Source organism: Litorivivens sp., assembly GCF_057445395.1.
In genome coordinates this window covers 41,236-64,836 of the sequence record NZ_JBVBUV010000016.1, presented here as the reverse complement: position 1 = coordinate 64,836, position 23,601 = coordinate 41,236, and the positions used below count along the sequence as shown (strand labels likewise).

At 55.6% G+C, this 23,601-nt stretch carries 19 protein-coding genes and 1 tRNA gene; 12 read left to right on the top strand and 8 right to left on the bottom strand.

What is annotated here, in order from left to right; translation table 11 throughout:
* The coding region (locus tag AC222A_RS07160) for an acyl-CoA dehydrogenase family protein (protein ID WP_486774797.1) at positions 1 to 1,003 on the bottom strand (1,003 nt) is incomplete at its 3' end.
* Positions 1,004 to 1,202: 199 nt separating this feature from the next.
* On the opposite strand from AC222A_RS07160, the gene AC222A_RS07155 reads away from it, so the two are divergent.
* The 5 genes from AC222A_RS07155 to AC222A_RS07135 all read left to right on the top strand — a co-directional run bounded on the left by AC222A_RS07155 (position 1,203) and on the right by AC222A_RS07135 (position 4,997).
* Positions 1,203 to 1,616, top strand: a complete 414-nt coding sequence (locus AC222A_RS07155; RefSeq protein WP_372747822.1) for a GNAT family N-acetyltransferase — start codon at positions 1,203 to 1,205, stop codon at positions 1,614 to 1,616.
* The gene (trmH, locus tag AC222A_RS07150; RefSeq protein ID WP_372747821.1) at positions 1,613 to 2,332 is read left to right on the top strand and encodes a tRNA (guanosine(18)-2'-O)-methyltransferase TrmH; all 720 of its coding nucleotides are present in this window, start codon (positions 1,613 to 1,615) and stop codon (positions 2,330 to 2,332) included. Before AC222A_RS07155 ends, trmH begins: the two co-directional genes overlap by 4 nt.
* Before the next feature lie 70 nt (positions 2,333 to 2,402).
* The gene (locus AC222A_RS07145; RefSeq protein WP_372747820.1) at positions 2,403 to 2,594 is read left to right on the top strand and encodes a hypothetical protein; all 192 of its coding nucleotides are present in this window, start codon (positions 2,403 to 2,405) and stop codon (positions 2,592 to 2,594) included.
* Positions 2,595 to 2,694: 100 nt separating this feature from the next.
* Positions 2,695 to 3,804 (top strand): DUF1214 domain-containing protein, encoded by a 1,110-nt coding sequence (locus AC222A_RS07140; protein ID WP_372747819.1) that lies wholly within the window; start codon positions 2,695 to 2,697, stop codon positions 3,802 to 3,804.
* Positions 3,805 to 3,821: 17 nt separating this feature from the next.
* Entirely contained in the window at positions 3,822 to 4,997 is a 1,176-nt protein-coding gene (locus AC222A_RS07135) for a sulfotransferase family protein (protein WP_486774796.1), read from the top strand.
* 65 nt (positions 4,998 to 5,062) lie between these two features.
* On the opposite strand, the gene AC222A_RS07130 is transcribed toward AC222A_RS07135, so the two are convergent.
* The 5 genes from AC222A_RS07130 to AC222A_RS07110 all read right to left on the bottom strand — a co-directional run bounded on the left by AC222A_RS07130 (position 5,063) and on the right by AC222A_RS07110 (position 10,646).
* A complete protein-coding gene (locus AC222A_RS07130; RefSeq protein ID WP_372747817.1) occupies positions 5,063 to 6,244 on the bottom strand; it encodes an amidohydrolase family protein in 1,182 nt (393 codons plus the stop codon).
* A gap of 199 nt (positions 6,245 to 6,443) precedes the next feature.
* On the bottom strand, positions 6,444 to 7,070 hold the full coding sequence (locus AC222A_RS07125) for a hypothetical protein (RefSeq protein ID WP_372747816.1): 627 nt from the start codon (positions 7,068 to 7,070) through the stop codon (positions 6,444 to 6,446).
* A 181-nt stretch (positions 7,071 to 7,251) separates the two neighbouring features.
* Entirely contained in the window at positions 7,252 to 8,103 is an 852-nt protein-coding gene (locus tag AC222A_RS07120; protein WP_372797726.1) for an SDR family NAD(P)-dependent oxidoreductase, read from the bottom strand.
* Between the two features lie 9 nt (positions 8,104 to 8,112).
* Complete coding sequence (locus AC222A_RS07115) at positions 8,113 to 9,495, bottom strand: hypothetical protein (protein WP_486774795.1); 1,383 nt, start codon at positions 9,493 to 9,495, stop codon at positions 8,113 to 8,115.
* 2 nt (positions 9,496 to 9,497) lie between these two features.
* Complete coding sequence (locus AC222A_RS07110) at positions 9,498 to 10,646, bottom strand: sulfotransferase family protein (protein ID WP_372750150.1); 1,149 nt, start codon at positions 10,644 to 10,646, stop codon at positions 9,498 to 9,500.
* A gap of 169 nt (positions 10,647 to 10,815) precedes the next feature.
* On the opposite strand from AC222A_RS07110, the gene AC222A_RS07105 reads away from it, so the two are divergent.
* The 4 genes from AC222A_RS07105 to AC222A_RS07090 all read left to right on the top strand — a co-directional run bounded on the left by AC222A_RS07105 (position 10,816) and on the right by AC222A_RS07090 (position 16,115).
* Positions 10,816 to 11,466 carry a TetR/AcrR family transcriptional regulator gene (locus tag AC222A_RS07105; RefSeq protein ID WP_372799009.1) on the top strand — a complete coding sequence of 217 codons (651 nt, stop codon included), beginning with the start codon at positions 10,816 to 10,818 and terminating at the stop codon, positions 11,464 to 11,466.
* Between the two features lie 85 nt (positions 11,467 to 11,551).
* Positions 11,552 to 11,806, top strand: a complete 255-nt coding sequence (locus tag AC222A_RS07100) for a reeler domain-containing protein (protein ID WP_372749384.1) — start codon at positions 11,552 to 11,554, stop codon at positions 11,804 to 11,806.
* 76 nt (positions 11,807 to 11,882) lie between these two features.
* Positions 11,883 to 13,373: a purple acid phosphatase family protein gene (locus AC222A_RS07095; RefSeq protein ID WP_372749383.1), complete on the top strand. Its 1,491-nt coding sequence runs from the start codon at positions 11,883 to 11,885 to the stop codon at positions 13,371 to 13,373.
* 135 nt (positions 13,374 to 13,508) lie between these two features.
* Positions 13,509 to 16,115: a TonB-dependent receptor gene (locus AC222A_RS07090; protein WP_372749382.1), complete on the top strand. Its 2,607-nt coding sequence runs from the start codon at positions 13,509 to 13,511 to the stop codon at positions 16,113 to 16,115.
* Here AC222A_RS07090 and AC222A_RS07085 read toward each other — a convergent pair.
* Positions 16,112 to 16,738, bottom strand: coding sequence for a TetR/AcrR family transcriptional regulator (locus AC222A_RS07085; protein WP_372749381.1), 627 nt, complete (start codon positions 16,736 to 16,738; stop codon positions 16,112 to 16,114). The genes AC222A_RS07090 and AC222A_RS07085 overlap by 4 nt on opposite strands.
* A gap of 155 nt (positions 16,739 to 16,893) precedes the next feature.
* On the opposite strand from AC222A_RS07085, the gene AC222A_RS07080 reads away from it, so the two are divergent.
* The 3 genes from AC222A_RS07080 (at position 16,894) to roxC (ending at position 23,203) form a co-directional block, all read left to right on the top strand.
* Positions 16,894 to 19,320, top strand: coding sequence for a TonB-dependent receptor (locus AC222A_RS07080; protein WP_372781085.1), 2,427 nt, complete (start codon positions 16,894 to 16,896; stop codon positions 19,318 to 19,320).
* Positions 19,321 to 19,329: 9 nt separating this feature from the next.
* A complete protein-coding gene (locus tag AC222A_RS07075; RefSeq protein ID WP_372797116.1) occupies positions 19,330 to 20,598 on the top strand; it encodes a cytochrome P450 in 1,269 nt (422 codons plus the stop codon).
* A 100-nt stretch (positions 20,599 to 20,698) separates the two neighbouring features.
* Positions 20,699 to 23,203, top strand: a complete 2,505-nt coding sequence (gene roxC / locus AC222A_RS07070; RefSeq protein WP_486774794.1) for a putative rubber dioxygenase RoxC — start codon at positions 20,699 to 20,701, stop codon at positions 23,201 to 23,203.
* A gap of 126 nt (positions 23,204 to 23,329) precedes the next feature.
* Here roxC and AC222A_RS07065 read toward each other — a convergent pair.
* Positions 23,330 to 23,406: transfer RNA gene (locus AC222A_RS07065), tRNA-Ile, on the bottom strand.
* Positions 23,407 to 23,601 lie beyond the last annotated feature (195 nt).

The window sequence follows — 23,601 nt, the reverse complement described above, 5'->3', positions numbered from 1 at the left end:
ATTCGTCCATGACTTTGCCCTGCAGGTCGGTGGTCAGCAGCTTGGCTTTAGCCGCCGTTACCGCATCCAGCTTTTCTTCGATGTGGAGCTCAAGGCAGCGATCGATAAAGACGGTGGCAGAGGTCAGCTCCGTTTCCAGTTCAGCCAGCTTGAACTGGGTGTTCTGGAAGGTGGCAACGGATTTGCCAAAAGCCTTGCGCTCGGTCACGTACTCAACGGTTTTTTCCAGAATAGCCTGGGCACTGTGAACCGCAAGGATGGCAATGTTCAGGCGTTCCTGGGGCAGATCCTGCATCAGGTAGATAAAGCCCATACCTTCTTCCCCCAGCAGGGCATCCTTGGGTACGCGCACATCCTGGAAGAACAGCTCGGAGGTGTCTTGAGCTTTCAGGCCGATCTTGTGCAGGTTTTTGCCTTTCTCAAAGCCTGGCGTGCCCGCTTCAACCAGAAACAGGCTGGTGCCTTTGGCGCCAGCAGATGGGTCGGTTTTGGCGACCACGACCACTAGGTCAGCGTGCTGACCATTGGTAATGAAGGTTTTGGAACCATTGATGATGTAGTCGTCGCCGTCCTTGATCGCCGTAGTCTTGATGCCTTGCAGGTCGGAGCCAGCGGCGGGCTCGGTCATGGCGATGGCTGTTACAATCTCGCCGGATACACACTTGGGCAGATATTTTTGTTTCTGCTCCTCGGTGCCGTAGCGAACGATGTAGGGCACGGCAATATCCGAGTGCAGACCCCAGCCGATACCGGTCAGGCCAGAGCGGGCACATTCTTCGTCAACAATAGCGTTGTAGCGGAAATCCACGCCAACGCCGCCGTATTCCTCGGGTACCGTCGGGGCCAGAAAGCCTTGTTCGCCAGCTTTATTCCAAAGCGCACGGTCGACCTGACCGTCTTCTTCCCATTGCTCGTGGTAGGGTGCTGCTTCGGTCTCAAGAAATTTGCGCACAGACTCTCGGAACATTTCGTGTTCCGGCTCGTAAACCGTTCTTGGGATCATGGTTGATTTCCTTTGGGTTATCGATGTTGTCGCTGATCACAGAGCTTACTACGGGATCAGCCCGGATAGAGATCACCAAGCTTAATAGCGGATATTCACAATGGAAAGCCAGACATGAAATGTCCGGTAAGTGATTGATAGCATTCACAGTAGTTGCTTGAGCGATTATCATTCAGGTTCGCCTAACAGGGAGAGGTCCGTGGCTATCAGCTATCGCGTCAATCAGAGCTTATCTGTCGTTAAATTCATCGATCTCCTGGAACGCTCGGGGCTGGCTGATCGACGGCCCGTCGATGATCGTGAATGCATGCAGGGGATGCTGCACGGCGCCAACTTGCTGATAACTGCTTGGGACGGCATGCAGCTGGTCGGAGTGGCGCGCTCTCTGACCGATTTTCACTATGCTTGTTACCTGTCGGATATCGCCGTAGACAAGGAATACCAGCATCAGGGGGTCGGTCGCGAGCTGATCCGCTACACCCGCAAACAGCTGGGTGCCAAAACGCGTATTATTCTGCTGGCGGCTCCATTGGCACAGGATTACTACCCGAAGCTGGGGTTTACCCTACACGACCGCTGCTGGGTGCTCGATGCCGGTGAGGAAATCACGTGACGCCGGAACGAAAAGCCCGGATACAGCGCGTACTGCAGAGTCGCCAGCCGGACCTGACTGTGGTTACTGACTATGTGCACAAGGGGCGCAACCTGTCGGCGATAGTCCGTACCGCAGATGCTGTGGGCGCTATGGCTGTTCATTGTGTCATTGGCGACAAGGATTATAAGGCTTTTCGTGGCACTGCCAAGGGTAGTCACGGTTGGGTGAAGGTGAATCGTTATACGGCGCTGGACGAGGCGGTTGAGCCCCTCAAAGCGCAGGGTGTTCAGATCGTGGCTGCCAACCTGTCTGAAAATTCGGTGGATTTCAGAGATGTCGACTACACTCGGCCGACCGCGTTGTTGCTGGGTGCAGAGAAGGAAGGTGTCAGCCGGGAAGGGCGACGCGCTGCCGATATCGAGGTGACCATTCCTATGGTGGGTATGGTGCAATCCTTTAATGTCTCGGTGGCGGCGGGGATTATCCTAAGTGAGGCTCTGCGGCAGCGCCAGCTGGCTGGCCTGTATGATAATACTCGCATTGATGAGGCTACATACCAGCGTTTGTTTTTCGAGTGGGGTTATCCCAAACTGCGTCATTTTTGCGAGCACTATGCCCTGGAATACCCACCACTGGATGCTGAGGGCGATCTGGATAATCCAGCGGCCTGGTACGCGGCTGTGCGCGAACAGCTCGGCGATAGAGCGCTGGATTTCGGCGAGTTGAACCGTTGACAACGGGTGGCTGGCGCCCGCATTCATCGCCTACAATAAACACGTATTTCAAGGATGTATCGGAAGCCCTATGAGTATGCTTTGGTTGGGTGTTGCGCTGCTGGTAACGCTGCACACCGCATGGACGCTGGCGCACGCCATCGTTCATAAGGGCGCGCGCAGTGACGGCCTAATCACGCCGCACAGTACAGCAGTTTTTGTCTGGGGTGGCGTTGTGCTGTTGGTGCTTGTGCAGGGCGGGTACCTGCTGGTCCAGCTTTAACTGCGCTGTTCGGGCAAGGTTCACCTGTCTGGGTGATGTTGCCAGCACGCTGATCTGCAAGAATTTTTCGCTATGTTGATCAGCAGCGCAAAGGTTTCTCATGTCTAACAAGGATTTGGTTCGCTCGGTAGAAGATGGCTCCGCCTGGGAAGCCTTTTGTGACACACTCAAGGAAACCGGTAAGCAGATTATGCGGCCGGAAGCGCCGGCAGACGCCTTCACGCGAGCCGAGGGCTGGCGCTATTTGACGCGTCTTACCCGCATTGCGCTCGATATGTTCATGGAGTGCAGCGACCGGGATTTCCCCACGTTCTATCGGCCTTCTCATGAAACCGCCAAAATTGGCGCAGATAATCCCGACAATTACTATCAGCGCGCCGAGATCAACGGCAAGCACGATTACCGAATCACCGGTACGCGCGGTACGGTTGCCTATCTGGGGCTGATAGCGATTGCCGGTGGCTACGAAGATGAAGACGCCAACATGCGCTCAGTGGGCGCGATAGATACACACGGTGACCTCACCGCGAACGCCGATGGCACCATTGAGATTGTTCTCAGCCGCGAGCCCAAACCGGGCAACTGGCTGAAGATCACTGACGACACGATTGCCGTGTTAGTGCGTCAGACCTTCCTGGATCGTAGCCAGGAAACCATTGCCGATCTGAAAATTGAACGAATTCTCGAAGACGGCGTGGTGCCCGCACCGCTAGATCCGGCAGTGCTTGCCGAAAACCTTATGAAAACGGCGGGCTTTGTGCAGGGTACCGCAACCCTGTTCGCCGACTGGGCACAGTCCTTTCTGGATAAGCCCAATGAGCTGCCGCCGGCCGATCAGGCCTACTGCCAGAAAATCGGTGGCGACCCCAATATTTTCTATTACCACAGTTACTATGATCTCGCTGAAGACGAATCGTTGGTGGTTGAGGTGCCGCGTATTCCCGACTGCGAAAACTGGAATCTGCAGGTCGACAATTACTGGATGGAGTCCCTCGACTACCGTTACCTGAAAATTCACGTGAACAAGCATACCGCCAAATACAATGATGACGGCAGTGTGCAGATTGTGATTGGCGAGCATGATCCGGGTCACCCCAACTGGCTGACCACAGCCGGCCACCGCAAGGGCACCTTAGGGTTTCGCTGGATAGGTGCACAGGAAATTGTGCACCCGACCACCCGCGTTGTTAAAACTGACAGCCTGAAGTAATCGAGGATTTAGTACCCATGTCAGAGCAAGAAATTCCGCACGTTGAACTCAGTGTTGATGGGTTGTTAAAAGCAGCGCAAGACGCAACCGGTTTACACGATTTTGGTGATGAATCCTTTCGTGAGCCCTTCGAAGTGTTGGTCAAATCACTCAACGAAGAGGCGAACCTCAATGCCGTTGGCCGCTTCACCCAGTACCAGCGCATTCTGAATATTCTGTGCAATCGCCTGCGCACTGAAGGCTGGATTGCGCGGCACCCGGAGATACTGGACGAGCAGATTACCGCGCCGGTAGTTATCATCGGGCTGCAGCGAACCGGTTCCACCATGTTTCACCGGGTACTGGCCAGTGACTCACGCTTCTATGCGCCGCTGTGGTACGAGGTGCGTAACCCCGCGCCTTATATGGACTGGACACCGACGAAAACCGACCAGCGCATAGTGGAAGGCGAGGCCGAAGTGGCCGCCATGCTTGAGGCCAACCCGGAGCTGGCCGCTATTCATCCGATGGATCCGCACGCGCCAGATGAAGACATCATGCTGCTGGAGCACAGCTTCTACAGTACGGTGCCGGATGCATTTTGCAATGTGCCCACTTATGGCAAGTGGAACGACACCCACGATAATACACCCGGTTACGAATACCTGAAGCGCCAGCTGCAGAGCTTGCAGTGGCAGAAAAAGCAGAAGGGGCAGCAGGCAGAGCGCTGGTTACTGAAAACGCCACACCACCTGCATCATGTTGCTACTTTGTTGCGGGTGTTCCCGGATGCGAAAATCATTCAGACCCATCGTGATCCGTTGCAGACCATTCCGTCTGCCGCCAGCATGAACTACAACCTGTGGATCATGTGCGCCGATGAGCCCGATCCCAAAGTGGTCGGCGAACAGTGGGCTGCAAAGTACGCGCGGGGCATGCTGCACACCATGCAAACTCGTCAATCCAAGCCGGACGCATTTATTGATGTCTGGTACAAAGATACCGTGGCCAACCCGATGGTACCGGCGCAGGCGGTATACGACTTCATCGGCATGACGTTTACCGAAGAAGCAAGGGCGGCTATGGAAAAGTGGCGTGAGGAAAACAAGCGCGAAGCGCGTCCTAGCCACGAATATACGCTGGAGCAGTTTGGGTTTTCGGAAGAAGGCTTGAAAGAGCAGTTTGCCGAATATCGTGCGCAGTACCTGCGTTAGCCTCTCTTGAGATGTCTTCGCCGGCAAGGCCGGCTGCTACCCAGCAGGTAGCAGCCGGTGCTTTCCTAGCCTTGCCGCTGAATCAACCCCATGCCGTTTTCACGCATGATTAGGCGCTGGTCTTGCGCCGAGAAATCAGCAATATCGTCTATAAAGCTCATCGGTACTTTTAGCCCCTCAGCGTGCGGGTAATCTGAGCCAAATAAAATACGATCGGCACCGATGACAGACTTCAATTCCTGCATATCGTCTTCGTAGTAGGGTGAAACCCAAACCTGCTCGCGCAGGGCTTCTGACGGATCACGTTTGAAGGCTTGTGGAAACTGGCCATAGGTTTTCTTCAGAGATTTGAGCAATGGCTTCACCCAGCCTGAACCGGACTCGATGGTGGCAATCCTGAGATTGCGGTAGCGATCCAGCACACCATCAATGATGAGGGAGGCCACCGTGTCGGAGATTGGGTTGGCGCTCAATGCACTGCCCAGTAGTGAGGTGCCAAAGGCTTTCATGTGGCCGCCTTCGCCCCAGAACTCATTGAACTGGTGGTAGCCCGAATCACCGGAGTGAAAGGCCACGGTAATACCGCTTTCATTGGCTAGCGCCCAGAATGCGTCGTGATCCGGATGGCCCAAGCTACGATTACCATTGGGGTGCATCACCGGGCCCGAGCGCATGACAACTACCCGAACGTCGTGCTGCAGTGCCCATTGCAGTTCGCTTACCGCAAAGGCTGGCTCTACCAGGCTAATATAGGGTGCAGCGTAAATACGGTTCTGGTAGTTACAACCCCAGTCGTCCTGCAGCCAGCGGTTAAAGGCGTAGAAGGCGGCGCTAATGGCTTCCGGGTCGTCTTTCAGTGCTTGCTCCATGCCTACTCCCAGCGTGGGAAACATCAGCATGCCTTCAATGCCTTGCTTGTCCATCAGTGCGACGCGGGCATCTCGGTCGCGGTATTCGGGGCGAATGGGCTCTAGCTCGCCAAACAGTTCTTTCAGGCCTTTGCCCTCTGGGTTTTTGGCCCGAAAGAAATCATCCATACAGCCCGGTTTGGCTACCGGGTCGAAGGTGGGATTCGGAATAAAGGGGCAGAGCTTGCCGCCCACCAGCAATTTGCGCTTTCCATTGATATCGGCCCACTGCATGCAGCGACGTTCCATCTTTCGGTCAATATGACGAGTAAAAGCGTCTTCTGCTTCGTAGTAGTGATGGTCGGCGTCGAAAATCCGGTAATCCAGTTTGCTCATCATGGCCTCCTTTATCGCTATTGTGTTGCCATAGCACACTACTGTGCGCTTCACTTGAACGTTGGCCAATAGCGTTTTCTGACAGTTCACCGGTATTTTCGGTCATCGGGCTTTTGAATTTGCTTTCGCGAAGCTCGATGGGCAACAAAATTGAAATGGGTTTCAGTGAAGGCGGTGTCGGATGCTACACAATTCAGGGAGTTTAAAGGCTTTGCAGAACCGCCTGAGCAAATTCAGCGTTCTGTTTCACGGTATCAAGCTCGGTTACCGGTAGCGACAACCGACGGGATATTTCAGTTTTGACAAGTTCGTCGTCAGTGTCGAAATCCACCAGTTTCATGGTGGTAGTGCTGTCGCTCATCTGCCGGTCCAGCAGCACAACCAGTTCCAGGTCCGGATTCCACCACACAATCAATGTGCCATCGCGCAGTTGGCGGCGATATTTTTCAAGGCGCTGACAGCCGCTGCCACTGCGCTCCTCCAGTGTCATTTGCTGCAGGGCATTGTCGGACAGCAGTTGATATTTTGCTGACCAGTCAGTGGTGACAGTTGGTAGTGCGACACCCCGGTCAAAGTGTTCGAAGAAACGAATGTGTGCAATCTCGCCATCACGCAGCCAACGCCAATGATCGCTGATACCTTGATCGGGGCGCTGATGAAGGGATTGATTATTACTGCGCCATAACACTAGCGTGTGTTTTTTTTCCGCGCCCGGCTGCTGCTGGATTATCTGGTACTGGGCGCGCAGATTTGCCGGGTTCAAGGTGCACTCGGCAGCGGCGGGTATGGCGAATAGCCACAAAAGAATGAAACCAGCGCGTACTTTCACTTTGCATCCCGCTGACTGGCCGGGCTGTGCGTTACTGCGTTTGGGTAGCTGAAATGCGGCACTGTCACGAGAAATCACCCCATAGCGGAACCTGGTAATCGCACCTGAGTTTACAGTAAATGCGACCCCTGCGGTAATGACGCGACGGGGTGACTGCCGCCGCGTCACTCCCAGGCGATGCTCAGACAGTGGTATTCACATCAGCGGGGGCAAAGGCGTCACCCAAAACAGTGGTGCCGTCCAGGCTATGCACCTCCAGTCCGAGGCTGTGCACCAGTTGACGACTATAGGCGGTTAAACCGACCAGCGAGCGTGAGCACAGCGCCAACGCAGCTTCAGCCATCATTTCCACCGGTTCGACCATGTCTGGGTTGTTGCGCGCAATATTGCGCACATAGTCAGCGCCGGAGGTCAGTACAATGGCCTCGGGGGCCAACGTATTGACGTAGATTTTTTCTGGCGCAAGTTCGTGGGCAAGTGCCTCGCTGTAGCGAGCCAGTGCAGCCTTGCTGGCACCGTAGGCACCGATGACCAGCGCTGCTTCGCGAGAGTCTCGATACGGCACAGTTGGCTGATTGATCGTGGCGCTGCTCAAATTAAGTACCCAACCAGCGCCACGTTCTCGCATACCGGCCAAGGCCTGCTGGGCAAGTTCTACTGGGACGTTCACGTTGAGGTCGAACATACGATTGCGGTGTTTGGTACTAACCTGACTCGGCATGTTCATCACGGAGGTTGCCGCATTGTTGACGAGTATATCAATCGGTCCAAAGTGTTGGCTGGCCTGTGCTATCAGGTCGGCACGGGCTGTTTCGTCCAGAAGATTGCAGACCTGAGCGGCGGCGTTACCGCCACTGGCATTGATCTGTGCAACAGCTTCTTCCAATGTGCCTTGCAGATCGCCGTGGGCCCCCAGTCGGGAAGCGCACAGAACAACGCTGGCGCCTTCAGCTGCAAAACGTGTCGCGATTGCACGACCGATGCCACGGCTGGCGCCAGTAATAAAAGCCGTTTTACCTTTCAATGAATGCATGATGTCTCCTTAATATTGGCGATAGCGACGCTGTACGTGGCGGTGGCGAATGAGACGCTGATCAGCGCGTTCCTGTTCACTAACGGTTCTGGCATGTGGCAGTTTCTTTCGGATATCTTCGAACGCAACTTTCTCGACTTTCAGCGTAGGCCAGTGTTCCTTTGGCGGGGGTGTCGGGTAAGTCCAACGCAGTGATGTGTAACCGTGAGGAAGTCCAGTGGTGCTGACCCAGTTGGCAATGCCAGGATCGCGGTGGCAGACCACCCAGCGCCGGTAACCATCGGGGTCAGATTCCATAAGATGACCGTTGATGTTGCTGGGATAGCTTTCAAAGTCGAGTGACTCGCCCCATAAATTGGCCAGGTGAAAGCCGATAAAGGCAGGTTCGATGACCGTCTTTGTTTCAATGATCAGCGCTTCGTTGTCGTCGAGCAGGTAGGTGCCTCCTGCGTAAATATTGCTGCTCTGGCCGCCCCCTGTTGCCAAGCCGAGCGCGTTGGGCGGGTTCATATCGTTGACGGGCATAAAGGGTCTATCCATTCCCATTTTTTCGCTGATGCCGCCGGGTACTTGGCCATAGGTTTCCAGGGTGATCGCGTTAAAGGCGTTCCAGAAGTGCACCTGATTGCGCGCAATCCTGCCCACTTCGCGTAGATGCTCGGCAGCCTCCCGGGCAGATAGCGGTGGTTTGACCTCGTTTTCACAGCCGATTCGCAAAATTTCCAGATCCATGACATCTTGGTTGGCCCAGTCGTGAAATAGCTCTCGACAGGTCAGATACCTTCCGACATGTTCCACATCGCGACTGGTGCGCTTGCTGAGCATGAAATTGCCGTTGTAGTTGGCCGGCTTTTCCGGTGCAATCAGGATGTCAAAACTGCCATCATCCGCAACGAGTAATTCACTGCTATCGAGCGTGCTGGTGTTGATGCGCGTTCCCGGTTGCATTTCTGACAGCTTGCCCGAATCGCCGGCATAACCACTGGACAGCTCGAATATCACATACTGCGGCGCTGTGATGCCATCGGCAGGCGTTTCTCCGCGCCAGTGTCTGGTGTCGGCCGCTTTGCCGCGCACGCGATAACTGTGATTGCCGTCAATTTCCGCCATCAGATAAACCGCATCGGCATTGTCGATGGTTGCCCGGTTTGTGGTTTGTATGGCCCGGCGGAAGCGTGGATAGAGTGGGTCTGCCAAGGTGCGTTCGATGCCGCTGAGCATAAAGCCCAATAGGTAGCGATAGCCCTCGGCGAGATTACGCTCGTTTGCTGGCGGAGGGTAAAGGGCCGGGTTGTCGATGGCATCCCGAGCCTCCTGAAAGCTCTGAATCATGTCGTCAAAAGCGCTGCGCAATTGCTGCTTGAGTGCGTCTGTCGTTTGTTCTTGTGCCATTATTATTCTCCGTTTGCGCCGTGACTGGCCGCGCGTGGCCAGTTGTACTGTTGATAAAAGGGTTCGAGCTCTGCCTCGATAGCGGCGCCGGTCAGTGCATACTCGCCAAGGCTGTATTCGAATTTTGACGCGTGATTTTTCTCCCGCTCGGCCTGTGCTTGCAGATACTGGTCAAAGCTTTCCGAGAGCTCCAACCCCAGCGCGTCATATACCGCGTGCACGGTTTCGCGCGGGGTGCGGGTCAGCTTGCGATAGTCCACCACGCAGTGTGGCGTCTCGGGTTGTTGCGCCAGCTGTCGCGCTGGGTTGTGGAATGTTTCGAAAGAAATGTCACGCAGTGTATTCAGGGAGTCTTGATACTCTTCTGGCTTCCAGCCCTGATGTCGCCAGGACATCTCAACCAGTTTCAGCAGACTGGGGATACACTGACTGGGATCGCGCATCATGACGACAATACGAGCATCGGGAAATGCTTCGATCAGTGAGCCTACCCAGCCGCTCATCACCGGGTTTTTGCTGAGGTGAATTTTGTCACCGCCATTGAGTAATAGTTGACGTTTGACACATTCGCGGTAGTGGTTCAGCCAACGTTTGCGTTTGCGTGGCATCTGGTCCACATGGAACAGATCAATCTCGTTCATCACTGGCAGGTCAGTTGCCCACTGTTGGGTGACAAAGGCTGCGCGCATAACAAACTGGTCCTCCTCCGAATTCCACAAGCTCATGTCATGCATATGACGGAAGGGGCCAAAGGTTTTTTCATCCCAGGCCTTTAGTTTTTTCACAATAGGGCCACCAAAAAAGGCATCGACCCTGCCCAGTAGGCGTATGCATTTTTTCTGCAGCAGTGAAGGGAACAAGGTTTCCCAGTAAAGAAAGTAGCTGAAGCGCTCGCCATCTGCTGACATCAATCGATGCATTAGCGTGGTACCGCTGCGCGCATGGCCGACGATAAAGACCGGTTGCTTTACCTTTTGTCGCCAGAGCCGGGGAAATAGTAGATAGTCGAGCAAGAAACATAGGCCGTGAAACAGGGTCAGTGGCGGTGTTAATACCAGTAGTCTGAGCAGCACTCGGCGCCGTTTGGGCCACTGTTTTAAACGCCAGACATAGCGAATAACTCGCCAGTAGTAGTCAAAGTCGAAGTACATGGGTTACCGTAATCCAAGAGTGATGACAGTAATCTACGGTGTGGTTATTACGGCCACAACTGCGGTTTTATATTTTTTGTTGTTATGTATCACGTTGAAAATAAAGGCTAAAAATGCAGTACTTGAGTTTTCGAAAGGCATACTTACATTTTTATGGAGCATACAGGTGATGGCCGGTGAACTGCCCCGGCCGCGCAAGCGGCCCAAGCAGAGCCGCTCTGCTGAACTGGTGCGGGCCATTCGCGAAGCCTGTATCCGCATACTTGAAACCGAAGGGCCAGACCGTCTGACCACCCAACGCATCGCTGACGTGGCGGGGGTAAATATTGCGTCGGTATACCAGTATTTCCCGAACAAGGAGGCGGTGCTTGCCGATGTGTATGAGGAGCGGCTGCAGCAATTGGCAGATGAAGCCACGCTGGAATTTACCCGTATCTGGAAATTATCGGCACAATCCTTTGCGGGCACGCTTGAGGCGATCATTGGAATGGAAGCTGATTTTCTCTACCAGCTGTATCAGATATCGCCGGATTTTTATCAGCGCTATCATCAGGCACTGGATGTGCGCGAACGGGTCAATCAGCGCACCCAGGCCGAATCCAACCCGTCGTGGGCTGACTGGTTTGCGTTGTTTCTCTCACAGCATGAGGCCAGTGTACGCGCAGGCGATCGCGATATGCAGGCTTTTCTGGCCCGCCATACGCTCGAATCCTGTCTGACGGCAGCGCTGCGCGAACGGCCGCAGGCCCTGAAAGACCCGGCATTCCGGGAGGAGTTGCTGGCGCTGTTACTGCGTTACCTGCTGGCAGGCCAAGCATAGGATTTACCGCATTAATGAACTACAATGTTGTACAACTAAATTTGGCTCATGCCGCCAGGCTCTGCAGGATGTTCCCATGAAAGATATGGTTCAACCGGGCGAAGAAAAGTGCCCGTTCTCCTTTAATTTTGATGAAGCTACCTTTAAGCCCGGCGATGTCGTCAGTTATCGGGTCGATGGCAGTCTTGGCGACATGCCCTTCGTGGGAGTATTACTGGAAGTACATGACGACCACGTGATTCTGGCGCACGATGACGGTAACCGACCACCGAAGAGCCACGCAATGCGCGGCACGCGGGAAAGCCGTCCGGTGGTGAGCGAGGAAGACGCGCTGAAGTAAACAGCGCTACTCTGGTTTCACGCGACTGTCATCTGCGGTCGTTAAGCTTCGGCGCAACCTGATTACGAGTTGCGCCATGACTACCTCAGATTTTTCTCGCCGTCGTTTTATTGCAGCCAGCGCGGGCTCATTGCTATTGGCAGCCTGTGGTGACGATGATAAATCCACCCTCGCACCAACGCCCGACGATGCTGAATCACCTGCAGTTGAGACACCTGTCCCAGACACTGAAGAGCCAACACCTGAACCGCCGCCAGCCGAGACTCCCGCCACACACCCGCCGCGCGGGCTGCATGTCAGCTTTACCGAGCATGCGCGAAGCTCGCGGGCGCTGACCTGGTTTACGAATGGTACAGAGGCTCCGGCATCGTTTCTGGAATACGCTGCAGTGGATGCAGATACCGCGGAGGAGGCCTTGTCACTGCCGCTGAAGCACCGGGTGCAAGCCAGAGCTGAGCCAACAACGGGGCTGGAATCACTGACTCATCGCGCTATGGCGCGTGATCTTCCCCCAGACAAAGCGTTTTGTTATCGGGTGGGATCGGATGAGGGAGGGTGGTCGGAAGTCCGTAAAGTCCTACCCATGCCGGCGCAGCAGTGGAGCTTTATTCACTACGGTGACCAGGGTACCGGCGCATTGGCGCAGCAGGTGACAGAGAAAATGCTCAAAACGCCGTCGGACCTATTGTTAATCGCCGGTGATCTGTCCTACGCAAATGGCGACCAGCCAGTCTGGGATACCTGGTTTGCCCAGCAGGAACCTCTGCTGTCGACGCGTCCCATGCTCGCAGCGCCCGGCAATCATGAGGAGAAAGATTTTGGCGGCGATGCCTTCAAGAACCGCTTTACCCATCCAGGAAAGCCTTTTACCTCAATAATTACTGGCGACAACCCCGGTAGCAGTTTTTACGCTTTTGACGTCAACCGCGTGCACTTTCTGGTGACTACGGCGGGCGCTTTGATCAATGACGGCACCTTGCCGGAGGAACTGCTGAATATCGAGGCGGATCTGTCGCTGGCCGCTGTACGCCGTGCTGCCGGCGAGATTGACTTTATCGTGGTCATGCAGCATTTCCCGATCTGGACCGACCAGGACGGTCGCAGTCCGGCCAACCCGGCGCTGGTGGCGCTGGAGGAAAACATTATTGTGCGCTATGGCGTGGATATGTTGCTGGTTGGTCACGATCATGTGTATCAACGCTCTGAGCCAATGAGTTTTGGCTCGCCTAATCCGTTTGGTTATGTGCAAGTCATGGTCGGCACCGGTGGCGCCTCAATCAGGCTGTTTGATACAGACGGCCCGCAGGCATGGTCTGCCCACCAGTTTGTGGGTATCGGATTTGCCCGCTATCAGGTCAGTCCCGGCAAAATCGCGGTAGAGTTTATCGGCGCACCGCCGATAGATCTGAGTGAGGAGGGGCGTCAGGCCAGTACAGGTGATTTTACAGTGCAGGACAGTTTTTCCGTTGTCGCCAGAGATGCGCTGGCGTGTCGCGACTGCGTCAAGCCGCCGCGCAATCGTGAGGAATTGGCAAGCCTGCTGACGACGCTTCGTCAGGCCGCCTGATTAGGGATCAGGCACACGTGCGTTAATTTCCGTTCATCGACTGTCCAATGCTTCTCGTTTAGTCTTTACTGTCCAAAAATAAACAATAATGCCAAGGCAGTGCGGGCGATGGCTCCCTGTCTTCGAGGAGATCTCATGTTTCGTCGTCCTGTGGCTCTGGCGCTATTCGCCTTCTCATTTCTGACTACTTCAGTGCCGGGGTGGGCGGAAACGTCCCGTGCCGTGCGCGATGTAATTGAGGAGGTAGTGGTCACTGCACGAAAACGCGAGGAGAACATTCAGGAAACGCCCCTCGCGGTCACCGCTCTGAGCGGCGAAGATCTGCGTGATGCCGGTATCGATAATGTTCAGGACCTTTCCAAAAGTGTGCCTTCCCTGCAGATCAACAAAGGGCAGGGCAACCAAATTTATATTCGCGGTATTGGTGAGCGTACCGGTTTTGTGCGGGTGGACCCCACCGTTGGGGTATATCTGGACGGGCTATTTTTGCCGCGTGCGGACGGTCAGTTGCTCGACACGGTAGATGTGGACAGTCTGCAGGTGTTGCGCGGCCCACAGGGTACGCTATTTGGTAAAAACACCACGGGCGGCGCATTGGTACTTACCCTGGCCAAACCTCACGAAGAATTTGAGGGCTATGTGGAAGCGGGGCTGGGCAGCTACGATACCCGAAAGTTACGGGCAGGCGTAAACCTTCCGGTAACCGATCGCTTTTTTACCCGCGTAGCCTTTAACGCGGTGTACAACGAAGGCTACATGAAAGATGTGGGGGACGACGCGCGCAGTAACTCCGAAGAGGGTATTTCCGCGTTGTTTCAGACCCGTTGGGACGCAAGCGATACGCTGACCGTTGAAAACCTGCTGTTCTTCGGCGATTCCAGTGGTGTTATGACCAATACCAACTGCAATATCACACGTGATGACGCGTTGTTTGTTGATGGTTTGGCGTTACTTTGGGCTGGAGATACCGATGCGTCACAGGGGCGCGCATTTCGTGAAAACTGTGAGTCTAACAGTCGTGAACAGCAGGGCGATCTTACTGCAGATAAAGGTCCGAACCCTATGTTGGAACAGGATTTCCAGTCGGTGCTGTTTGGTTCGACTGCGACATGGGAGCTCACAGAAAACTATCTGCTTAAGGCCATACTCGGGGTGCGTCGCGCGGAAGAAGGCCCGATTCAGACTGCCGACAACGACGGCGGGCCCATGGACTACAACGAGGCTTACAACAATGAGCCCAGTATTCGAAAGTCCTACAGTCTGGAGCTTCAGCTGAACGGTTCGGCGCTTAACAACCGCCTTAACTTTACCACCGGCCTGTTTGCAGCGGCCGAGCGCAATACCGAAACCTTTACCCTGTTGACCAACCTGATTGGGCTGGATGCCACCAGTCTGAGCCAATTGGCGTCGGGGCAGAACCCCACCCGACCGGCATCGCCCCTGGGTACCACGCCGGTGGTGGGTGCTCTGACCGGTGATCCGCTATTGCAGTCAGATTTTGAGCTCGACAATGCGACCTACGCAGCCTTTCTGCAGGCCTCCTATGACCTGACTGAGGCCCTGCAGTTAACCCTGGGTGTGCGCTACACCCAGGAGGTTAGAAAGTCCGGGCTCACCGTGATTGGTACCGATCTCAACGATTTAACGACACGACTGCAAGCGGCAGATCCACGCTATGTGCCACTGACACCGCCTGGTCCGCTGGCAGCGTTGTCTGGCGGGCAGACCAAGGGGCTTTATACCTTTGCCGGATCGTGGCTGGAAGATCCGGTTGGCATTGCGAGTAATGTGTTTCGCGATCAGGACGGGGATGGCATTCCCGACTACAAGATGGACTGGGCCAATACCTCTCGTTTTGATGCGGACGAAACCTTCAGCCAGGTTACCCCGATGCTCTCCCTGAGTTACGTGTTTGATGAGTATCAGCTGGAGAACACACCCTTTGAGGCACTGACCACGTACTTTACTTACAGCGACGGATTCAAGTCGGGATTTTCTGAACCGCGTGGCGTGGAAGGGCTGGCACGCATTGAGCCCGAAGAAGTCGCCAATCTAGAGCTGGGTTTCAAAATGGATTTGCTGGATCGGCGGATGCGGCTGAATATCGCTACCTACAACATGGATTACCGCAATATGCAGCTGGTCACCGTGTCGAATGATTCCGCCGGTAATCTGATTGTGGTGTTTACCAACGCCGGGGAGGCGACGATTCGGGGTAGCGAGATGGAGCTGAGCTGGCTGCCGTTTGCGGGCGCGGTGGTATCGCTGAACTACAGTAACAATAACTATTTTTACAGTGAGTTTGAAGATACCGACCTGAAGGAGCTGGCGCTACGCGGCAATGCCGTCCCGGTAGATCGTAGCGGTGAACCGTTTCCTGCGGCACCGGAAGAAAGCGCTTCATTGGGCCTGCAGATGACCTTTCCCACCGACATTGGCCTGATCACGCCGCGGCTGGATATCAGCTACAAGGGTGATGTTTTCTTCGGGCTGGATGCGACCTCGGCAGAGGTCTATCGCGACGACGAACGCAATGCTGGCGCTAACGAATACGTGCTTGTTGATCTGCGCCTGACCTGGATGAATGATGCGGGCGACTGGCGCGTAACAGCCTATGGAACCAATATTCTGGACAAGCGCTATATCAATAGTACCGTTGCAGTCACGGACTCCATCGGCACGTTTAATCAGGGGTATGGTGATCCGAGGGTCTACGGTGTGGACGTTACCTGGTCGTTCTAGCCTTTTGACTCTATAAAACGGTTCAGATAACCAATCATTGCATTGGTGCATTCCTGCCGGTATGCGTCGGTGATTTTACCGTGCAGAAAGTAGGATAGCCGCAGGCAGGCGGTGCCCAGCTCCACTGTGAGCGCCTTGGCGTCTGGCTCGTGGCTGGGCAGGGAAACGCCAATAAGCTCCATCAGATTTTCCACATGTTTGCCCAGATGCACGATAGTCAGGTGCATCGCGCGGTGGCTTTCGTGGCTTGCCACACTCCCCAGAATCAAAATGCCGGCTACTGGGTGCGCGTTGTAATAATCTGCGACCAGGTTCGAAACTTCCTCAATGACCTGTTGCCAGCGTTTTCCTTCGATACTTTTGCTGAGCTTCTCTACCTGCTGCTCAATGGTGAGCAGGTGGCGGCGGGTTAACTCATTGAGAATTGCGTAAGGAGTGGGGAAAAAATGATAAACACTAGTGCGGGTATACCCCAGTTTGCTGGCCAGCTCGGGGATGGAAAAGTCGCTTATTCCGCGTGCGAGTAACTGTTTCTCGGCAGCATGCAGGATGCGCTCGAAGCGCTCGCGGCCGCGCGCTTGCTGTGGCGGTCGGGCTTCAATCAAAGTAGCGGTGTCATTCATTTTGCGATCTTAGCACTTGACCTCAAAAGCATACAAGTGTACAAAATAGAAATGTCCAAATGTATGGTTTGGCGAATTATAATAATTGAATGGCCTGCAATGCGCTGTCGCCCGGCTGTTTCGGGGATGCGCGTAAGCCCAGTTCTGGGGGGAATATGAGATTCAGTGTGCTCTCGGTTGTCGGCATGATGCTGGCGTTTACGTCATCCTGGGCCACAGCGACGCAGCTGGAAGAAGTTGTTGTGACTGCTCAGAAGCGCAGTCAGAGCGCTCAGGACGTTCCCATCGCCATCACGGCCATGTCGGCAGACAGTATGCGCGAGGCGGGCGTGTTTGATGTCTCTGATCTGACCGACGTTAACCCCAGTATCAGTTTTGATACCGGTCAGAGCTCACAGAACTCGAGTCTGAAAATTCGCGGTATTGGCACGGTCGGTAATGGCCGCACCTTTGAGGGTGCGGTGGGGGTGTTTATTGACGGGGTGTACCGCTCGCGTTCCGCCATGGCCTTGCAGGACATGAATGATATCGCCGGCCTGGAACTGCTGCGCGGTCCACAGGGTACCCTGTTTGGCAAGAACACGGTTGCCGGTGCGCTGTCGCTGACCAGCAGCAAACCGGATAGCGAAGCCTTCGGCATCAGCGCCGAGATGCTAAGCGGTAATTTTGACAAGCGTTATGCGGCCGCAGCGGTGAATATGCCGCTGGGAGATCGCAGCGCCGTGCGTGTCTCCGTGGTCAACAATCGTCAGGACGGCTTTTTGCACAGCCGCCAGCAGGGCAATCGCACCTATAACCAGACGGATCGTATCAGCGGCAAGGTGCAGTGGCTGTTTGATGTGACCGATACCCTGGAGAGTTGGCTCATCCTGGATTATTCAAAATCCGATGCCGGCTGCTGTTGGGGCAGTGTGCAGGTGGTGAGCGGACCACTGACCCAGGACCTGAAATACTACGCGGGTCTCCGGGGGCTGGAGTTCTACACCGCCGATTATGCTGAAGATCGACGTCTCACCAATAACAATGCGGACTCAGAGGAATTGCGTGAGGATATTGGCCTGACCTGGAAACTGGACTGGGCGCTGGAGTCTATGGATATTCGCGCGGTAACCGGTGTCCGTCGCTTCACTGACGAACAGGTACGGGGCGACGCTGATTTTGGTCCGGCCCACATCCTCACGTTGAGCGAGCCGGCGGAAATCGATTTCTGGTCCCAAGAGGTGAATGTCAGCACCCAGTGGGGGGCGGTGGATATTGTGGCCGGTATCTACTACTCGGAAGAGACTTTTGAGAGCAATCGAATTTTTGAGTCCGATACCGATTCCAATAACTACGCCAGTTTTCTGGTAACCCGAGCCGCCGCCCAGATGGCGGGATATTCCGGCAGCACAGCGCCGGTATGTCGCCCGCCCGGCATGACGCTCGGCTGCACCGCGCTGTTTGCTACCATCGGAGGCCCGGTGGGCTTTACGTCCTTTGATCTGTTTCCCGCCGAACGCGGTGTGAAAATTATTGAAGATCATTATTATCAGGATTCCACCAGCGCGGCGATATTTATTCATACCCAGACTGATTTTGAGAACGGCTTTACGCTGGTGGCGGGGCTGCGCTATAGCGAGGATCGTAAGCAGGGCGGTTACGATCAGGTCTATTGGTACAACTCTGAACTGGCGCAGGCCATTATTGCCTCGGGTCTGATCGGCGATCCGCCGTCCGGCGATGCGTCGACCCCGCGCAACGCGCTGGATTTGAATACCATCTACAACTCCCCGAGTTTCTACGACGAATACGAAAGCAGCGTGGTGACCAGCACCCTGTCGGGCCAGTACCGTTTTACCGACGACATCATGGGCTACCTGACCTTCAGCAAGGGCTATAAGGCCGGCGCTGTGAACCTGTTTCAGGAGGCGGCAAACCTCAATAACACCACCTATGAACCGGAGTATGCGCGTAGTTGGGAGCTGGGTCTGAAAACCCGCTACTGGGATTCGCGGGCTCAAACCAACATTGCCCTGTTTGACACTCAGTACGAAAATCTGCAGATCAACTTTTTTAATGGCTTCAACTTTTTTACCCAGAATACCGGCGAAGCCTTGTCGCGTGGTATTGAGCTTGAAAATACGGTGCAATTCACCGAATCGCTGCGGGCCGAGTTGAGTATTACCTGGCTCAAGGCGGAGTTTTCCGATCTGGGCAATGCGCCGGAAGCGGTGCGCCATCTGGACGGTCGGCAGACGCCCCGGGCGCCTGATTTGTCGGCGGTTGCCGCCGCTACCTATTCGCGTCCGCTGTCGGCTAACGCCGGGCTCTATGGACGGGTGGCGGCCTCCTATAGCGGCGAGCACTGGGCCAGCCCGGATACGCCGGACGAGCCCACGCAAGGTCCCTACACCCTGTGGGATGCGGCGTTAGGCTTTCAGTACTATGGTGGCACGGAATGGGATGTCAGCTTGTTCTGCAAAAACTGTCTGAACCAGACCTATCGCACCATCTACTTTGCGGCACCCGTACAGGAGGGCTCCTATAACGCCTATCTGAACGAGCCGCGGCAAATTGGCCTCAGTATTAAAACGCGTCTGTGAGGGTTTCCCGTGAGTACTGAAAAAATGAATCCTGAACAACTGAGCCCTGAACTACTGAGTGACGCCCTTGCTTACAAGCGACCGGCTGACATTCGCGCGCTGCTGGCCCATCTGCGTGAACACGAGCCGGTGTGCCGGGTACAGCCGGCGGATATACGTCCCTATTGGGCTGTTACCCGGCATGAGGATATACGGTATATCGAATCCACGCCGGAACTGTTCAGCGCCGAGCCGCGCGCCGTGCTGATTCTGGAATCTCTGGAGCAGACCAATCTGGAGCGTTTTGGCGACATGATGGGTGTAAAAACCCTGGTGCATATGGATGGCGATCGACATCTGGCATTGCGCAAGGTGACCCGCGAATGGTTTATGCCGGCGAATATCGCCAAGTTACGCGGCCATGTGGTCACTATCGCCGAGAGCTTTGTGGCGCGCATGCGTGGATTGGGTGGGCAATGCGATTTTGCAGCCGATATTGCGTTCTGGTTTCCGCTGCGCATTGTGTTGCAGATGATCGGGATTCCCGAAGCCGATGAAGGCAAGATTCTCACATTGACCCAGCGCCTGTTTGCGCCGGATGCCTACGTAGAAGAGGGCAAAGACGCCACGGCGGTTTTTCTGGAAACCATGCACGGGATGGCTGAGTATTTCTCCGCCTTTATCGAGCAAAAGCGCGCCCATCCGGCGGACGATATTGGCAGCGTCCTGTCGTCGGCCAAACTGGACGGCGAGTACCTAGACCCTTTTACGCTGACCTCCTATTTTGTGTTGCTGGCGACGGCCGGCCACGACACCACCAGTGCCAGTATCGCCGGCGGTCTGCAGGCCTTGCTGGAGAACCCGGAGCAGCTGCAGAAACTGCAGGCCAATCCGGATCTCTGTCGCAGTGCCGCCGACGAAATGATCCGTTGGGTGACTCCGGTTAAACACTTCGCCCGTACCGTGCTTGCCGATACCGAGCTGCGAGGCGTGAAACTGGCCAAGGGCGATACGGTGGCGCTGTTCTTCGATGCCGCCAACCGCGACGCCACGGCGCTGGAAAAACCGGACGTCTTTGATGTCGCGCGCTCGCCCAATCGCCACCTGGCCTTTGGTTACGGTCGGCATAACTGCCTGGGTATGCATCTGGCGCGAATGGAAGTTGAAGTCTTCTTCCAGGTGCTGTTGCCCCAGTTGAGCGCGATCGAGCTGGCGGGCGAGACGGCATACATCCCCAGTCACTTTGTCTCCGGCTTGAACTCCCTGCCGGTGCGCTACCGTTTTCGCGATGCTGATTGACTTGAAAAACGTACAGGTGTACAAAAAGCAAGCATACTTTTGTATGATTGCAGTAGCCTGAGATAACACTAATAACATGCTCGCCATCTGGAGAGACGCTATGCAAGGGCGCGGAATAACTGATCTCACGTTCAGACTGATGGGGCTGACCCTGATACTGCTCGTGGCGGGCTGCAACGACGGCAGCAGCCGTGGTGCGGTGCAGAACCCAGGTGGCGTCAGCCTCGGCGGAGGCAGTCATCAGGGCGGTGGGCAGCCCCAGTCTGCGGAGGCATTTTTTGCCCGCAGTGTGCAGCCTGGCCTGGCAAACTGCCGCATCTGCCACGTCCCCGGTGCCAGTGCAGATCAGGAGGGCGGCCGAGCTCTCATGCTGAGCAAGACCGAACTCGACACGGACTATCAGAAGCTTTATGCGGCCTGGGAGACGCTGGGCAAAGGAGTGGATAATAACCGTTTGCTGGCCATGCCGTCGGATCCCGCGCTGGCTCATGCCGGCAGCAAGCCTTGGCCGCCGTCGTCGCAATCCTATGTGGCCATGAAGACACTGCTGTCCTGCTGGGACAGCCCTAGTACTTGTGTATTTTCAGATATCGTTCAAGAAGAGCAGCTGCCACTGTTGGGCAGCAAACGCGCACGCCATCTCTGGGCCAGCTACTGCGAGGGTGAGGACGCAAACAGCAGCAAACTTCTGCCACCTGATCCGCGAACTCTGATTCAGAAAAGCAGCCCGGCAGTGCAAGGCGATCGCGCGGTTCACTTTAACGGCTGGTGGGAAGACTGCCACAAGTCGAAATGGCTGGTTGATGAACGGCCGGCAACCACCTGTGGTGAGTACATCAGGCGCCGCGATGAAGGCAAGCGCTTCCTGCTGGACGAGCTGGCCGGCGACGCGATTACGCTGGATAATTTCCGCAACAGTTGGCAGGACTGGGGGCTGAATCAGCGCCCGGAAAACTTCGACGAGCTTTACACCCTGCGCTACGGTCTGAACCGCGCGCCATTCGATAACCCCTATCCGCTACCCGGTGAAGAAAGCAAAGACAGGTCGCAGTGGAGTGGGGAGTTGCCGCTCGGTCTGAGAATGGTGGAGCGGGGCAATAAATGGGTGCTGGCGTCCACTGCCTGCTATACCTGCCACGGCGGTCAGATTGGTGACCCTTACGCGGGCGACGATCAGCTTATCGGACTGCAGAATCTGGGGCTGGGCAACAACAATTATGACGTAGTAATGGCTGCCCACGACGGCAATCCTTTCAAAGAAGTACCCATTGCCGGTGGCGCGATACCCGCCATTGATCCCAATGCTCTGTTCAATGTGGGTATTAAGCAGCGCGGCCAGAACAATGCGGTCGGCGCGTTTGAGTTCCTCAATACCATTCTTGACCTGGATTCGCTCGGTATCAACCCTAATCCGCTGAAGACCATGAAGGGCGACAGCGGGGCGCAAGATGTGTCGCATCCGTTGGCCCACACTCAGGACACACCGCCCTGGTGGAATATGGGGTCGCGGCCGCGCAAGTTCTTTGATGCAGGGGTCTCCAACGACAGCACGCGCATCATTATGGCGGCCGGCCCTGGCGAGTTTTCGCTGCTGTTCTCACAGGATGGCAAGGGCTATCGCGAGCGCGTCGAAGAATGGGATCACCACCTTGAGGCGTTCTTCCTGTCGCTGGAGTCACCGGAATATCCAAAACCGATTGATACCGCGTTGGCAGAGCAGGGCGCCGTGCTGTTTCACAGCAAGGATCTGTGGGCCGAAGAGGGCAATGCCGACCGGCCACGTCCTGCCGGTGGCAACGGCTCCTGCGCCAGCTGTCACGGTGCCTATTCACCGCGCTATGTTCATGACGACAATTTTCTGGCCGATCCGGCATTGGAAGGCGTTGCATCGCATATAAGCGAACTTGACGTTATTGGTACCGACCCGGCGCGTTCCGATATGCTGACCCCCACGCTGCGGCGCGGCTGGGACACGACGTTTTGGGGCTACCCCGAGGCTGATCCCAAGTACCAGCCGCCCAACAGTAATCCGCTGGAGGAACCGCTGAACGACTTGTATCCGGACGACATGCGCTATCAGGGCGCCTGTGGCTGGCAGAAAGAAATCATCGGTTACCAGGCGCCGCCGCTCTATGGGGTCTGGGCAACCGCACCGTATTTCCATAATGGTTCCGTGCCTACCCTGGAAGCTGTGCTGGACTCCTCCAAGCGTGACGCGATCTGGCAGCGCCAGCTTCAAGTGGAAGAGGTGAACGGGGTGCAGATCAAGGGCTTCGACCAGAGCTTGAATGCCTTTGATTTTGAGCACGTCGGCTGGAAATACACTGCGCTGGCCTGCAGTGAGATGCCCGGCAGCGATCAGCTCAACTGCAGCCCCAGTGGCGACGAAGGGCCTTCCATGCAGCAGATAGTGCAGAATTTCCTCAACAGCACCTTAAGCTGGGCCGGTCTGGTTACCATTCAGGACCCGGACCCGGCAGGTATCGACAAGCGGCTGGTCTATGACACCCGCATTCTGGGTAACGGCAACCAGGGGCATGAGTTCAGCGATGTGCTGACGGATACCGAGCGTCGGGCAATCATTGAATATCTAAAAACACTCTAGGCAGCGGGGTGTTTTGTCGTGCGGTAGGTCGTCTCGAGTGGGTGTCCGAACTTGCTTAGCCGCATCACTCGTTGCGACAAGCGCGGCCTGACGCAGATGCTTGATGGTTGTTGCAGGAAGAGGGGGTGGTGGGCCTTGCTGGACTTGAACCAGCGACCTGCCGATTATGAGTCGGACGCTCTAACCAACTGAGCTAAAGGCCCCCAAAGAGCTCTGGGATTGCGCCTTTCACGTTACCGGAACGGACCACGCGCTAGCCGCAGACTGTGAGAAGTTGCGCATTGTATATAGCCGTGGCCTTATCGTCCAGAAGGGTGCGAAATTAAAGTCGTGTCAGAGGGTTACACTCTGGGTATACTTTCAGTTCACAGTCGGGTTTTGGCTGTATCCGGTTACTG

Coding starts and splice junctions, on each gene's coding strand:
- AC222A_RS07120 (WP_372797726.1), bottom strand. CDS start 8,103: ATGCATTCATTGAAAGGTAAAACGGCTTTTATTACTGGCGCCAGCCGT.
- AC222A_RS07145 (WP_372747820.1), top strand. CDS start 2,403: ATGAGTATGCTTTGGTTGGGTGTTGCGCTGCTGGTAACGCTGCACACC.
- AC222A_RS07080 (WP_372781085.1), top strand. CDS start 16,894: ATGAGATTCAGTGTGCTCTCGGTTGTCGGCATGATGCTGGCGTTTACG.
- AC222A_RS07100 (WP_372749384.1), top strand. CDS start 11,552: ATGGTTCAACCGGGCGAAGAAAAGTGCCCGTTCTCCTTTAATTTTGAT.
- AC222A_RS07110 (WP_372750150.1), bottom strand. CDS start 10,646: ATGTACTTCGACTTTGACTACTACTGGCGAGTTATTCGCTATGTCTGG.
- AC222A_RS07095 (WP_372749383.1), top strand. CDS start 11,883: ATGACTACCTCAGATTTTTCTCGCCGTCGTTTTATTGCAGCCAGCGCG.
- AC222A_RS07130 (WP_372747817.1), bottom strand. CDS start 6,244: ATGATGAGCAAACTGGATTACCGGATTTTCGACGCCGACCATCACTAC.
- AC222A_RS07090 (WP_372749382.1), top strand. CDS start 13,509: ATGTTTCGTCGTCCTGTGGCTCTGGCGCTATTCGCCTTCTCATTTCTG.
- AC222A_RS07140 (WP_372747819.1), top strand. CDS start 2,695: ATGTCTAACAAGGATTTGGTTCGCTCGGTAGAAGATGGCTCCGCCTGG.
- AC222A_RS07115 (WP_486774795.1), bottom strand. CDS start 9,495: ATGGCACAAGAACAAACGACAGACGCACTCAAGCAGCAATTGCGCAGC.
- AC222A_RS07105 (WP_372799009.1), top strand. CDS start 10,816: ATGGCCGGTGAACTGCCCCGGCCGCGCAAGCGGCCCAAGCAGAGCCGC.
- AC222A_RS07135 (WP_486774796.1), top strand. CDS start 3,822: ATGTCAGAGCAAGAAATTCCGCACGTTGAACTCAGTGTTGATGGGTTG.
- roxC (WP_486774794.1), top strand. CDS start 20,699: ATGCAAGGGCGCGGAATAACTGATCTCACGTTCAGACTGATGGGGCTG.
- AC222A_RS07085 (WP_372749381.1), bottom strand. CDS start 16,738: ATGAATGACACCGCTACTTTGATTGAAGCCCGACCGCCACAGCAAGCG.